Origin of the sequence: Paraburkholderia sp. BR10954, assembly GCF_040965775.1 — a bacterium.
Taxonomy (GTDB): Bacteria; Pseudomonadota; Gammaproteobacteria; order Burkholderiales; family Burkholderiaceae; genus Paraburkholderia; species Paraburkholderia youngii.
On sequence record NZ_JBFRCK010000068.1, the window covers coordinates 1 to 13558 of the forward strand.

The 13558-nt window shown below is 57.6% G+C and carries 14 protein-coding genes and 3 pseudogenes; 11 read left to right on the forward strand and 6 right to left on the reverse strand.

What is annotated here, in order from left to right:
• The 3 genes and pseudogenes from AB4Y34_RS38680 to AB4Y34_RS38690 all read right to left on the reverse strand — a co-directional run.
• On the reverse strand, positions 1-223 hold a 223-nt coding region (locus tag AB4Y34_RS38680), incomplete at its 3' end, for a hypothetical protein (protein WP_368719012.1).
• Positions 224-556: 333 nt separating this feature from the next.
• The gene (locus AB4Y34_RS38685) at positions 557-1348 is read right to left on the reverse strand and encodes a tyrosine-type recombinase/integrase (RefSeq protein WP_368719013.1); all 792 of its coding nucleotides are present in this window, start codon (positions 1346-1348) and stop codon (positions 557-559) included.
• A gap of 324 nt (positions 1349-1672) precedes the next feature.
• Positions 1673-2012 (reverse strand): annotated as a pseudogene (locus AB4Y34_RS38690) (DDE-type integrase/transposase/recombinase); the annotation flags it as partial.
• A gap of 28 nt (positions 2013-2040) precedes the next feature.
• Between AB4Y34_RS38690 and AB4Y34_RS38695 the strand changes: the two are divergent.
• Positions 2041-2580, forward strand: a complete 540-nt coding sequence (locus AB4Y34_RS38695; protein WP_368719018.1) for a hypothetical protein — start codon at positions 2041-2043, stop codon at positions 2578-2580.
• 505 nt (positions 2581-3085) lie between these two features.
• Positions 3086-4825 carry a protease pro-enzyme activation domain-containing protein gene (locus tag AB4Y34_RS38700; protein WP_176369803.1) on the forward strand — a complete coding sequence of 580 codons (1740 nt, stop codon included), beginning with the start codon at positions 3086-3088 and terminating at the stop codon, positions 4823-4825.
• A 96-nt stretch (positions 4826-4921) separates the two neighbouring features.
• Here the strand turns inward: AB4Y34_RS38700 and AB4Y34_RS38705 are convergent, their stop codons facing one another.
• Both AB4Y34_RS38705 and AB4Y34_RS38710 read right to left on the reverse strand, forming a co-directional pair.
• Complete coding sequence (locus tag AB4Y34_RS38705; RefSeq protein ID WP_368719014.1) at positions 4922-5389, reverse strand: hypothetical protein; 468 nt, start codon at positions 5387-5389, stop codon at positions 4922-4924.
• 66 nt (positions 5390-5455) lie between these two features.
• Positions 5456-5795: pseudogene (locus AB4Y34_RS38710) on the reverse strand (DDE-type integrase/transposase/recombinase); the annotation flags it as partial.
• Between the two features lie 28 nt (positions 5796-5823).
• Between AB4Y34_RS38710 and AB4Y34_RS38715 the strand changes: the two are divergent.
• The 6 genes and pseudogenes from AB4Y34_RS38715 to AB4Y34_RS38740 form a co-directional block, all read left to right on the forward strand.
• Complete coding sequence (locus AB4Y34_RS38715; protein ID WP_217910964.1) at positions 5824-6165, forward strand: hypothetical protein; 342 nt, start codon at positions 5824-5826, stop codon at positions 6163-6165.
• A 119-nt stretch (positions 6166-6284) separates the two neighbouring features.
• Entirely contained in the window at positions 6285-7673 is a 1389-nt protein-coding gene (locus AB4Y34_RS38720) for a saccharopine dehydrogenase C-terminal domain-containing protein (RefSeq protein ID WP_368719015.1), read from the forward strand.
• Positions 7674-7690: 17 nt separating this feature from the next.
• Positions 7691-8422 (forward strand): hypothetical protein, encoded by a 732-nt coding sequence (locus tag AB4Y34_RS38725; protein WP_176369801.1) that lies wholly within the window; start codon positions 7691-7693, stop codon positions 8420-8422.
• Complete coding sequence (locus tag AB4Y34_RS38730) at positions 8419-8925, forward strand: EamA family transporter (protein WP_176369800.1); 507 nt, start codon at positions 8419-8421, stop codon at positions 8923-8925. Before AB4Y34_RS38725 ends, AB4Y34_RS38730 begins: the two co-directional genes overlap by 4 nt.
• A gap of 28 nt (positions 8926-8953) precedes the next feature.
• Positions 8954-9331: a hypothetical protein gene (locus tag AB4Y34_RS38735; protein ID WP_176369799.1), complete on the forward strand. Its 378-nt coding sequence runs from the start codon at positions 8954-8956 to the stop codon at positions 9329-9331.
• Between the two features lie 70 nt (positions 9332-9401).
• A pseudogene (locus AB4Y34_RS38740) lies at positions 9402-9494 on the forward strand (IS6 family transposase); the annotation flags it as partial.
• 286 nt (positions 9495-9780) lie between these two features.
• Here AB4Y34_RS38740 and AB4Y34_RS38745 read toward each other — a convergent pair.
• Positions 9781-10086 carry a hypothetical protein gene (locus AB4Y34_RS38745; RefSeq protein ID WP_176369798.1) on the reverse strand — a complete coding sequence of 102 codons (306 nt, stop codon included), beginning with the start codon at positions 10084-10086 and terminating at the stop codon, positions 9781-9783.
• A gap of 318 nt (positions 10087-10404) precedes the next feature.
• On the opposite strand from AB4Y34_RS38745, the gene AB4Y34_RS38750 reads away from it, so the two are divergent.
• The 3 genes from AB4Y34_RS38750 (at position 10405) to AB4Y34_RS38760 (ending at position 13343) form a co-directional block, all read left to right on the forward strand.
• Entirely contained in the window at positions 10405-10710 is a 306-nt protein-coding gene (locus AB4Y34_RS38750; RefSeq protein ID WP_368719016.1) for a hypothetical protein, read from the forward strand.
• A gap of 56 nt (positions 10711-10766) precedes the next feature.
• On the forward strand, positions 10767-11846 hold the full coding sequence (locus AB4Y34_RS38755) for an IS110 family transposase (RefSeq protein ID WP_368719017.1): 1080 nt from the start codon (positions 10767-10769) through the stop codon (positions 11844-11846).
• Between the two features lie 564 nt (positions 11847-12410).
• Positions 12411-13343, forward strand: a complete 933-nt coding sequence (locus tag AB4Y34_RS38760) for a TraB/GumN family protein (RefSeq protein ID WP_176370139.1) — start codon at positions 12411-12413, stop codon at positions 13341-13343.
• The last annotated feature ends 215 nt before the right edge of the window (positions 13344-13558 follow it).

Here is a 13558-nt window from a genome sequence, read left to right on the forward strand (position 1 = left end):
TATCGATCGCGCGCAAACGGGAAAGCGAGACCGGTCGGTTGCCGAAGCAGTCTTCCAGGAAACTGCGGACAAAGGGCACGTAGTTGCGAATGGTCGCTTCGGTCAGGGCACGCGCTTCTCGCAAGTACGCTACGTAGTCCTTTATACTGTGCTCAATAGGCGACAGTTGGGAAACCGGTGCCTTCTCAGCGGGAATCAACTGCTTGCTGCGTAGAAATTCCATGAGATGTCCGAGCGCGGCGCGATCTCCGCGGCACAGTCGAACGATTCGGGCGCGATGTCGCAAATACCGTGTTGCATGGTCAGTGCAGATGTGGTGTATTCCGATACCTTTGTGTTCAAGCCATCTGCTGAAGTCGGCTGCAATGCGCACTTGCCGATGCAGGGAATACGCACAGTATCCCTGATCACTAAGCGCTCTTGCAAACAAGACGAGAGGCGCCGCAAGTGGCCCTTCAGGTGGTCGTGAAAGGACCGCCCGATCATGGATGACGTACTTCACGTTGAGCTCCTTCCCCGATGTTGGGGTGCAGCGGAAAGGAGCCTCAGACTATCTCTATATGGCTTCGCACATTTGCCCAGAAAGGGGCAGCATCGCAGTCTTACAAGACATAGTCCGGCAGGGAAGATAGTGGCGCAGCGTGTGCATCGAGACGCGCTTGTCGATCTGCGCGGCCTCGGCGGCCGCATGGATGGCGCGGTTCAGTTGCCGCGTGCTGAGCGGGTCGACGGGATCGAGCCCGGGGAAGAGCCACCCGCCGTCGGGCATCCTGCCCTGGGCACGGGCCACGCGCCACCAGACCCGCAGGCGTTCGAGCAGCACCGGCGAGAGCATCGCGTAGCGGTCCTTGCGGCCCTTGCCCTGTTCAATGCGCAGCGTCATACGCTGGCTGTCAATGTCCGTGACCTTCAGCGCCACCACTTCGCTGGCACGCAACCCGGTGCCGTAGGCCACCGACAGCGCCGTCTGGTGCTTGAGGTTGCCCGTAGCGGCAATGAGCCGCCGCACTTCATCGGGGCTGAGCACGACCGGTAGCGTACGGGGCACGCGCACGGGCTGCATCCGGGCCATCAGTTCGGGCTCGTGGAGCGTGATCTCGAAGAAGAACTTCAAGCCAGTGATCGCGGCGTTCAGCGACACTGGCGACGTGCCATGATCGACCAGATGCAACTGGTAGGTTCGCAGGTCCTCGACGGTGGCGGTATCAGGCGAGCGCCCGAGGTATCGGGTGAACTCACGCACGATGCGCAGGTAGTTGGCTTGTGTCCTGGGGGAAAGCTGGCGCATGCGCATGTCGTCGATCATGCGCTGGCGCAGCGGGCTGACGGTTGGTTGGGCGGAGGTCATGATTCGGCTCCTGCTGGAGAACGAGGCGGATTGCCTCATTCGCCAACATAAAACCGCGTGACCGGCCTCTCCCTGAACACCAGCGTGGACCGAAGCCCCCTACCGCGCGAGCGGTTTCGTTCTTCGACCCTGAACTGCCCTCCAATTCTCTTGAAAGCGGACGCCCACGCTTCGCGCCCCACATCGTGTTGCGGATCAGCGCAGATCGCCGTCGCAGCCAGATCACGATGTGTTCGGTCAATGCTGCAGCGCCAAGTTGCGGGCGCGACGGCGTTGTCACGTTAAGGTATACGAGACGCAAGAGCGCACAGGAGGTAGATTTGCTCAGAAATTGGACGGATCTTGGGTGAGCCCAGTGAAGCGATGCCACCCGGCAAAGCGTGCGGCGAGCTGTTTGCGATAGAGTGAGGCACGCAGTAAATGTCGCTTGAGCGCGAAGTGCTGGCGAATCGGACCGAAGCTCGATAAGAACGCTTGTGTGCGACCAGGATCGGGGAAACCACGCATCCGGCGTTCGCGCTCACGCGTAGGCTGATGGCTGTTTTCGGCACGGTTGTTCACCCGGGCCGCAGCCTTGACGAAGACGTGTTTGATGTTTGCCAGTTCGGGAATGTCGGCCTTTGCGGCCGGATAGCTGCGCAATTGATCGGTCAATCCTTCGTGGCGCGTCGGCACAGGCGGCCAGCACGTGGTTGAAGAAGCGCTTTGCTGCGGCCTTGTCGCGACGTTTCTGCAGCAGGATGTCGAGTTCGGCGCCGTGCTGGTCGCACTGCCCGCCAGAGCAGATAAGGCTCACCGCGCAACGTAACGAAGACTTCGTCAAGATGCCATGTGCGGCCAGGTTTGCGGCGAGCAGCTTTGACGCGATGTGCGAAGCCCGCGCCGAATTTGTCGCACCAGCGGCGGATCGTCTCGTAACTGACAACGACACCGCGCTCGAACAGCAGTTCTTCAATATCACGCAGGCCAAGATGGAACCGGAAATACCACCGAACCGCGAGACGAATGATTGTCGCCAGGAACCGGTGGCCGTGATAAAGCGATTTTCTTTTCTTCATCGTGACATCTTACGTGACTACCTCGCCAACGTGACAGCGCCCCCCGTTGCGCTCAAATCCGACAATCGCAACAATTCTGTTTCCTTTCCGACATTTCTTAAGCCCTACATCGAAGCGCGTCCTCACACGCCGTCTCCCGGATTCCGCGCTTTGCTCGCGCTAGACTCGACTTGATCGTCACCCGCTTCGTTGAGACGTTCTGTTAGCGAGTCTAAGAACCATGTGGATCAAACTGTGATGCGCTGCTATCTGCTGCAATGGCCGCTGTCGCGGTTCGCGGCCAGAGCGCCTTTGCGAACTGCTGGGCAAGTTTGGCATAAGGCTTGCGATCTGGCAGCGAGCATCAAAGCGGACAGATTAATTCCAACCCGCTCACCGCAGACCTGGCGGGCGCGGTTACAGCGGAGAATGCGGTCGCTGACGTATCGTGAGAAGCAGGTTGTTCAAATGTACTTCTTGCAAAGCCACGCCGGAGTCATTTCATCAATGCAATGTCAACCCGCCACTTTCTTGGTCAGGGATGTTTGTCCAAAGCACTAGTGACGATAAAAAGGGGTGCACCACTGTGTCGATAAATGCTGAAAGCAGTTCGATGTTCAGAAATTCCACCTCGCCGATCACGCGACAAACGCCTCCCTCGATTTCCAAATTGTTCGCGACATTAACCAAAGGACTCCAGATGAAAATTAACTACCGGCTTGCCCTTCCCCTTCCGTCGCCGCGCCGCCTTGCGTGCGCGGTACCGCTCGTGTTCTCCGCCGCTGCGGCGCATGCGACGACGGACTGGGTCGACACCCACACGAAGGCCTTTCTGACCGGCCCGCAACTGATGGCGCGCAACGCGGTGCCATCGCTCGAACTCGCCGACGGCGAGATCACGGACATCGTCGTCAGCCTGAATCTGCGCAACGCGGCGCAACTCGAGCAGCTCGGGCACGACGTGAACCAGCCCGGCAATGCGCATTACCGCCAGTACCTCACGCCCGAACAGTTTCTCGTCAGCTACGCGCCGACCGAAGCACAGGTGAAGTCGGTCGTCGACTATCTGCGCAAGAGCGGCTTCGTGAACGTCGAGGTCGCGCCGAACCGGATGCTGGTGTCCGCGCGCGGCACGGCCGGCACGATGAGGACTGCGTTCAACACGTCACTCGTGCACTACCAGGACGCCAGCCGCTCGGGCTTCATGAACGCGTCGAAAGCACAGGTGCCGCGTGCGCTCGGCGACGCCGTCGGCTCGGTGCTCGGGCTGCAGAACATCGCGCGCGCACAGCCGATGCTGCGCGTTGGCAACGTCGAGAAGCCGCAGGTGCTCTCGGCCGGCACGGCCACCGGGCACTATCCGAAGGAATTCCCGGGCCTCTACAACGCGACCGGCGTGCCGACCGCAGCCAGCGTGACCGTCGGCATCATCACGATAGGCGGCGTATCGCAGACGCTGAAGGACTTGGAGCAGTTCACGTCGAGCAACGGTTACGGCACGGTCACTACCCAGACCGTGAAGACCAATGGCACCGGGACGACCGGCAGCTACAGCGACAACCTGTTCGGCCAGAGCGAATGGGATCTCGACAGCCATTCGATCGTCGGCTCGGCCGGCGGCCAGGTCGGCAAGCTCATCTTCTACATGGCGGACCAGAACGCCGCCGGCGATACCGGGCTCACTCAGGCGTTCAACCGCGCGGTGTGGGACAACACCGCGAAGGTGATCAACGTGTCGCTCGGCTGGTGCGAGATCGACGCGGACAAGGACGGCACGATCGACGCCCAGGAGCAGATCTTCACGGCGGCCGCCGCGCAGGGCCAGACGTTCTCGGTGTCCTCGGGCGACGAAGGCGCGTACGAGTGCAATAACCGCGGCTTTCCGGACGGCACGAACTACACGGTCTCGTGGCCGGCCGCGTCGCCGCACGTGCTCGCGGTCGGCGGTACAACGCTGTACACCACGTCGACGGGTGCATTCTCGAACGAGACGGTGTGGAACGAAGGCCTCGACTTCGCAGGTAAGCTCTGGGCGACGGGCGGCGGTGTCAGCACGATCCTGCCGGCGCCGGTGTGGCAGTCAGGCAGCAATCGACGGCTACCGGACGTGTCGTTCGACGCCGCACAAAGCACGGGCGCGTACATCTACAACTACGGCCAGTTGCAGCAGGTGGGCGGCACGAGCCTCGCCGCACCGATCTTCACCGGCTTCTGGGCGCGCCTGCTGGCGGCGAACGGCACGAGCCTCGGCTTCCCGGCCGGCGACTTGTACCGCGCGATTCCGTCGAACCCGTCGCTCGTTCGCTATGACGTCGTATCGGGGAACAACGGCTATCAGGGGCTCGGCTACAACGCCGGTACCGGCTGGGATTACCCAACCGGTTTTGGGAGCCTGAGCATCGCAAATCTCAACGAGCTAATCCCATCGGGTCGCTTCTGAGCGAGGCGTGACGGCCGTGCGGTTCTGGGACCCGCGGCGACTTGCGTACGTACGGCGGGGCGTGGTTGCATAAATCGAGTGTGAGGACGAAGTGACTCACGCTGTTCTCGTCCCAGGCGCGACGCGTGGCAGTTCAAGCTGGACAAGCTCTACGGTTTGCACCGGCATGAGCGCCGGGCCGTCACCGAGCGGATTGTCGCGAGCCTTGCCCGGCGAATAGGTATGCATCGAAAACGCCGACGCGAGGTTACGGGTCGACTTCGGCATTGATAGCGGCTTTGTCTTGCAACTCGGCACCTGGCTCATATAGGTGTACGGTGCCGATGCCGTTGCCTTCACGAACTTGAAGCCGCAATCGTTCAGCGCCCGGCTCGTCACATACGCACCGTTGCTGATAGCTGCTTTCGCCGTGTCACCATACACGACGAGCGCACCGTGATAGTCGCCGGACGCGAGATCGCGCCCGGTGATCAGCGAGAGCGCATCCTTCAGTTCTCTGATCTGATGCGTGGCCTTGTCTTCGACGGACTCGAGGTTGCTGATCTTTGCCTGAATCGCGCCCATCGCCCCGGCGGGGCGTTGTCACGTTAAGGTATACGAGACGCAAGAGCGCACAGGAGGTAGATTTGCTCAGAAATTGGACGGATCTTGGGTGAGCCCAGTGAAGCGATGCCACCCGGCAAAGCGTGCGGCGAGCTGTTTGCGATAGAGTGAGGCACGCAGTAAATGTCGCTTGAGCGCGAAGTGCTGGCGAATCGGACCGAAGCTCGATAAGAACGCTTGTGTGCGACCAGGATCGGGGAAACCACGCATCCGGCGTTCGCGCTCACGCGTAGGCTGATGGCTGTTTTCGGCACGGTTGTTCACCCGGGCCGCAGCCTTGACGAAGACATGTTTGATGTTTGCCAGTTCGGGAATGTCGGCCTTTGCGGCCGGATAGCTGCGCAATTGATCGGTCAATCCTTCGTGGCGCGTCGGCACAGGCGGCCAGCACGTGGTTGAAGAAGCGCTTTGCTGCGGCCTTGTCGCGACGTTTCTGCAGCAGGATGTCGAGTTCGGCGCCGTGCTGGTCGCACTGCCCGCCAGAGCAGATAAGGCTCACCGCGCAACGTAACGAAGACTTCGTCAAGATGCCATGTGCGGCCAGGTTTGCGGCGAGCAGCTTTGACGCGATGTGCGAAGCCCGCGCCGAATTTGTCGCACCAGCGGCGGATCGTCTCGTAACTGACAACGACACCGCGCTCGAACAGCAGTTCTTCAATATCACGCAGGCCAAGATGGAACCGGAAATACCACCGAACCGCGAGACGAATGATTGTCGCCGGGAAGACGCGTCGTGAACGCGGAGATGCGCGCCCACAGCACGGCGTGACGGGGTCGAATCCGCTCCAGCCCGCATTTGACGGCATCGTATATGCGTGTTGATTGCACGCGATGCGTAGCTGAGTGTGGAGAACGAATGCTTATGAAGATTGTGTTAATTGGCTACGGGACCATTGCATCTGCACTTATGCCGAACTTGCTCAGCGAGTTCGGGGGCCAAATTGAAAGCCTTAAGGTAATAGATCCATATGGTGCCAAGAGGCTCAGCGCAGATTTCGATTGCCCTGTAACTTGGGTGGCGGCAAGCGTCACTAAGGAAAATCTTGAAGATTTGCTGAGCGACTTGGATTCCGACTCCTTTGTAATCAACCTGTCCGTCGATGTGTCAAGTGTCGACCTAGTTTCATTTTGCCAGCAGAAAGAAACAAAATATATTGATACATGCATTGAACCATGGGCCGGCCATTATGTAAATGCAGATACAGAGCCTGCAGAACGTACCAACTACGCCCTCAGGGAAGCGATGCTTACGTTGAAGGCTAAATGTCAAGATGGCCCTACGGCTATCGTAGCGCACGGCGCAAATCCGGGTTTGGTGTCTCATTTCGTAAAGCGGGCACTTCTGAATATTCGGGATGATATTTACGGACTAAGTCAGCCAATCCCGCAAACTCGTCAGCAGTGGGCGAAGCTGTCTGCTGATCTGGGGGTGAAAATAATCCATATTGCGGAGCATGATACCCAGATTGCAAAACTGCCTAAGCGGCCTGGCGAGTTTGTAAATACCTGGTCAATTGATGGGTTTATTGGTGAAGGCTGCCAGCCTGCTGAGTTAGGCTGGGGGACTCATGAACTTTGCTTACCGCCAGAGGGGCAGCGGCATACTACAGGCTGCAATAGCGCGATCTATTTGAACCGCCCAGGCGCCTCAGTCAGATTGAAAACCTGGACCCCTGCTTTTGGCCCATGCTTAGGCTTTTTGATCAGTCATAATGAAGCTGTTTCTCTGTCGGATTATCTAACGTACTTCGAAGGTGAGCGGACCGCTTATCGGCCTACGGTAAATTACGCTTACCATCCTTGCAATGACGCTATACTTTCTATTCACGAGCTTAGTGGTTGTTCTTGGAATTCACAGCCACAAAAGAGAATTTTGCAAGGACGGGATATCGCCTCGGGAGGGGATTATCTTGGCGTGCTTCTGATGGGGCATGAGAAAAATGCATATTGGTTTGGATCTTACCTAGACAACTCGGTTGCTCAAAAGCTCAACCCTGAAAGTTCTGCTACCTCTTTGCAAGTCGTGGCCGGTGTTATAGCAGGCATGAAATGGGCAATTGCCAATCCACGTTGCGGAATCATTGAAGCGGAAGAGATGGACTTTATCTTCGTGCTAGATAATGCAAATCCCTACTTAGGCGAAATGCTGAGGGAGTACACCGACTGGAGTCCGGCGGAAGCGGATAAAGGGCTATTTTCTAATGCCTCGTCCGATAAGTGGCAGTTTGAAAACTTCATGGAATAATTGCAGGGAGCGCAATCGTGAGCTATTTAAAATCCTCAATCGGTTTGAAAAGTTATGACTGGTCTTCAGTTGATTTACTTAAATCTTTGACTCCCGAAAGCATCAGCGGATCTAGGGATATCATAAAATCACGGCAAGAATACTTTTGGCATGACATGGGCTCTGAGTTTGATTCTAAGCACTTCTTGATATACCTCATGAATCGAAGTGATTTACAGCTGAGCGATGATTTTTTAGAGTTCGTATGCCTCTGGCATTTGGATGAACAAAACCACTATAGAGGTCTTCGAAAGATCAATAGTGTGTTGTATGGTTTCCGAGAAGACGATATCGATAAAGAAATCAAATCCAGACGGCCGGAATTTGAAGCCGTCTCATCCTTCATGGTTGATGAATTCACTATATTGGCGTCAATTGCATTCGATGAAGTTACTAGCACTCGGGCTTATAAGCAGGACTTCAAGCTTTTTGATAATCTCGGGCCTGATTGTCTGTCTGTATGGATTCGCAATGCTACTAAAGATGAAGCGGCGCACTACGGCAACGCTATGAAGCTTTTGAAGAAAAACCACTCATCTCGGTTTGACGAGCTTCCAGCAATCCTTGACAAAATAGTCGGTTTCGAAACTTCTGATGGTTTCAGATATAACAATACATTTATTTTTGATCATGATACCGATGACTTCTCGAATGAGTTATTGAACGATGGCAAAAATACGATTCTTGAGGCTTTCGGGAGAGAGAAATGACATGGTTATATTTTGCCCTTCTGGCACCGCTGTTTTGGAGTCTCTCAAATATTGTTGACAAGTTCGCAATCGATAATATTGCTTCCAATTGGATTTCTTTCATTTTCTTGCTGAGCATCGGGAATATTTTTTTTGCGGCGGCCATTTATGCCTATTTCCGGCCGGCGAATCTGGACTTATATATGGTGGCGATAAATATATGCTCTGGTCTCGCAATATTTTTGCAATACTTTGCATATGGCTACTCCTTGGAGAATATGGATGTATCGGTTGTGATTCCGATTCACCAATCTGAACCAATATTTGTATTGGCGGCATCAGTGTTGATTTTCCATACCATTCCGACATCTTGGCAAATGACTGGCTTCGCCTTGATCGTCGTTGGTATTCTAATACTATGCATGTCCAGGCAGACGATTAGAGGATTGGGGTATCCCAGGCACGTAGTCGTGTTGCTAATTTCTGCTTTTTTTTGGAGCTGTCTCAACTGTAATTTCAGATGATATATTGCAAGTCAAGAGCTTGGACTCGGTGCTGATTTTCAACTTTGCTGGCTATGCCCTTGGTGGGATGTTGCTTTTATTGGTTCCGAAATGGAGAAAGCTCATCTTTGATGATCTAAAAGTTTTGAATTGTAAGCAATTCGGAATTTTCGGGACGACGAACATCTTTGATGTGGGGGGCTATGTATTCTTCATGGCCGCTCTGGCTGCGGGAGGCGGTGCAGCTTTGGTTTCGGTAGTCGTCAGTATCCACCCGCTCTTCGTGTTGGCTTTGGGGTTCCTGGCAACGAAGCTGTTTCCAAAATATTTCGCCGAGGATATTGCTCCGGGAGGCGTAGTTAGAAAATTTTTCTCAATCATCGTGATCGTGGCAGGAGTAGCAGTGATATCACTCCAGGACATGTGAGAAAGACTCGAAAAAACATCATCTGTTAAGGCACTGTCACGTTGGCGAGGTAGTCACGTAAGATGTCACGATGAAGAAAAGAAAATCGCTTTATCACGGCCACCGGTTCCCGGCGACAATCATTCGTCTCGCGGTTCGGTGGTATTTCCGGTTCCAACTTAGTCGGGTCTGAATAATTCGCTTTGGACGACGCTTGCCCTGACGGCTGGCATTCGACAGCGATTGAGCGGTTGAGCAAGGCGGTCAGAACAGCGGCGTAAAAAAGCCTCAGCTTCCTGAGGATCATCCGCAGGTTATGGCCGACGCCGCACAGCACTGCGTGTATCGGGCCCAGACGGGCGGCCAGCCCTGCCGCCAGCCCCGCCTCTGCCCCGCGTGCGGTCGCGCGTGCTGTCAACGCGGACCATACCTGCATGATAGTCACGGCGCCGGCGCGCGACGGCGCTTTTTCACGGGCGCCGCATTGGCGCGGCCACCGCCACCGGCTTCGGCGACCGCTGGCTGCGGCGGGATGCGAGGATCTGCCGGATAGTCGCCAGCGACTGTTCGGCCGTCACACTCGCCACCTGCGCGCGCGGCGCGATGAACCGCGGCGCCGTCACGCCGAGCAGCCGGCACAGCGTGGACAGGTACGGCTTCGTGGGGCCCGTGCACCGCTGCACCGCGGCCGCGATCGCTGCGTCGCCGACCTGCGCCCGCAGCCACGCCAGCGTGTGACGGTCCCGCTCGTTCTGTACGCGCACCAGATGTTCCATGACGCCTCCGATGACTGTATATGCAAACATACTGTATATATATACAGGCATAGGAGGATTTTCAAGACAACCATCGGGATCGACGCCGCCGACAGCAGAGCTGCTGGTCGACGCTTGTCCGCCGTGGGTGCTGTTGGGCATTCCATGCAATAAATGAAGGGGTCGATAGTTGGGGCTATCTACTCTTTCATTTCTGGACAAGGCGCGGCAAAAATGTATGTCCGACCCTGAATTTCGGTGCGATTTATCCAATTTATCCGATTAAGGAGGTATCGGCGCGGCCATCTAGGCGGCGCCACGGATAGATGGAGAAATTGAGTGCTGAAGAGAACGTTGGTTGGTGCAGTGGTGACAATGGCGATGACGGTTGCCGCTCACGCGGCAACCCCGGGCACCTGCGGGGTGTTCGACGGCAAGTACGAGGGGAATGACGATCACGGGTTTGTGCGCGTCGCCGTTGCTCGCGACGGGACAGTGACGGGACAGGCACAGTCGCAGGTGATCGACGCGACGTTCGCGATCGGGGGCGTCGTGAAAGGCGACGGCACGCTGGCCACCAGCGGTGCGGTGTCGAGCGGGGCGCAGTTCAATGAATTAGTAAGGACCTCCCCGATCCCAGCATAGGCACCGATCGGTGCCATCATGGCTGGTGCTACACAACCTTCCGGGAGGGGGAAATCATGGAAACGATTACTCGTGTCGGCGTGGATCTGGCGAAGAACGTCATGCAAATTCATGCAGTCGACGGCATGGAACACGTCGTGGTCCGCAAAGCCGTTCGCCGTGAGCACTTCCTCAGCTGGTTCGCCAATCTGCAGCCCTGCCTCGTCGCCATGGAAGCGTGCAGTGCCGCACATTACTGGGCCCGTAGACTGCGCGCACTCGGACATCAGGTACGGCTCCTTCCCCCGCAATTTGTCGCGCCCTACCGCAAAGGTGGCGCCCAGACAAAAAACGATGCACAGGATGCCGAAGCTGTCTGTGAGGCTGCGGGTCGCCCCAACATGCGCTTCGTGCCTGTGAAGTCACCCGCCCAGCAGAGCGTGCTGGTGCTCCACCGCATGCGCACCGGATTCGTCGAGGAGCGTACCGCACTCGTGAACCGGTTGCGAGGGCTGCTGGGCGAGTTCGGTGTCTTCCTGCCCCAAGGCATCAACCAGTTGCGCAAACACCTCGTTGAGCACATTGAGGACGGCAACAACGAACTCAACGGTCAGGCCCGTCAGGCTCTCATGCGTGGCTGGGCCCAATGGCAGACGCTGGACGACGAGATTTCGTGGCTGGATCGACAGATCGGCGATCACGCCAAGCACGACTCCCAGGCACAGCGTTGCATGGAGCTGTGCGGAGTCGGGACGGTCACCGCTTCGGCCGCCGTGGCCACCATCGTTGACGCAGCACAATTCAAGAACGGCAGGCAGATGGCCGCGTGGCTCGGCCTCGTGCCCAAGCAAAATAGCAGCGGCGGCAAGCAGCGGCTCGGGCGCATAACCAGACAGGGTAACGACTATCTGCGCAGTCTACTGTTCCAGGGCGCGCGCTCCGCGGTCCTCACCGCGCCCCGACGCAACGACCGGCTCTCCCGCTGGATCGTTCAGTTGCAGGCGCGCGTGGGCTACTCCCGTACCCTCGTTGCCGTGGCCAACAAGCACGCCCGCGTCCTGTGGGCGGTGCTCGCCAGGGGCGAACGTTTCGATCCATCGCACGCGCTCGCCGCCCCGCCTTGGCGGGGCGGCGAGCGCGTAAGCCCCGAACCCTGAAACGCCACGCCCACAGCAATTTCACTTCCAACTCGAGGACCCAACAGGCAAGGATAGCGACAGGTCAGACCGGCAGCAGGCGAACTCGAAAACCGGCAAGGCGATGCGCCCAGTGCAAATGCCGCTCAATGAATGGAGTCCTGCTGCGCGGTTATTATCCGGGCCCGGGCGCAGCAACGCCAGCGCGCCCAGCGAGGCCGTTTATAGGCATGCAGTCTGTCTCGCCGCCATTCCTGCCAGATACGTCCCCTCTCACGACAAAGGAGACTTGTTCGATCATCCGCTAAACCAATCTTGCTAGATCGGGGAGGTCCTTATAGGCCGGTTCGTGGGCAACGTGGCAGCCGGAACCTGGCGCAATCAGGTCGTCGTCAATGGCGCGCCCCGGACGCTGACGGGTAGCTGGGGTGTTGAGCGCGCCGCCGCCGACGGGTGCCAGTAATTTTGATTCAAACGGCGCCGCGTCAACTTCGTAGCCAAATCACGCCTTCGGCGTGAGCGATTCTGTTGTATCAAGCGGGGGCACTCTTTGGGCGACCCCGCCTATTCACTGGAGGTTCGTTCTTGCTGTCTTTCAATTTGCAGAGGATGGTGTCGTCGGCAGGGCGGGGCGCCTTGATCGCGCTCCTTGGTGTGATGTCGGTCGCCAACGCTGACACGACTAGTTCGCGATCGGATCGCGCTCAGGTGTGGGCCCTCGATGTCATGGCTCCCAATGGCCAGCACAACCTATTGATGGGCTCGCTGCATGTACCGGATCGAGATCTTCGTCAGCCCGATCCGAGCATCCTCCAATCCTATCGGGCACTGGTTACAGAACATTCGGACGTCGACCAGGGCGTGACGCCGGCCGTGCGCTGGCGTGATGCGCTTACTGAGGACGACGTCGCTACGTTGCGGGAACAGATTCAGTGTGCGGCGCCTACGGCGCCAGTTTCGGTAATCGAGGGCCTCCTGAAGGCAGTGTTGAGCCAGCCCACACCGCTTGATGCGAATCAATTCGCGTATATGCGTTGTGCATCGGCAGGATATGTGGCGCGGGAGCAGATCATTGAGCGCGCGCGTGCCCAATATAGGATTCGGCCGGCATACCTCGAAACGCCCGATCAGGCAGGTGGTGCGCCACGAGCGCTCGCTAAGGAGGTCGGCGCTGCAGTTAGTGCACAGAGCGTGCACTTCGCACTGTCTGTGGAAGGTGCGAAGGCTCAGGCGGATGTCGTCGATGCGTTGAACAGGGGCGACTACGGTGCTGCGTCAGCAGCACTTGACCGCTCGCTCGCTGGATCGGGCATCAATCCGTCGGTTTTTAACGACATCATGGTGCGGCGACGCAACTTAAGCTGGATGATGACTCTTCCACCATTGCTGGATGAAGGTGGCGCGTTTGTTCTGGTCGGTGTCGGCCATCTGCCGGGGCGCGATGGACTGATTGAGTTGCTGCGAGCACGCGGATATACGGTAACTCCTGTGACCTTACCTGCCGGCAGGGGAACTTGAACGGAGCATTGTCGAGAGCCATTGCGGTTCCGATCCACGGAGACGCGTTATGCGGAGGCCCAGGCGCGTATTGCGCGATTCGGAATCACCTAGCAGGCTGTTGAATTTGGGTCCCGTGTAGACGGGGTTTGAGGGACGGGCGTTATGGATATCGTGTTCATGATCTTTGGCAGCGGATGCGATGCGCGGAATGGATGAGATGCAGGAACCCCTGT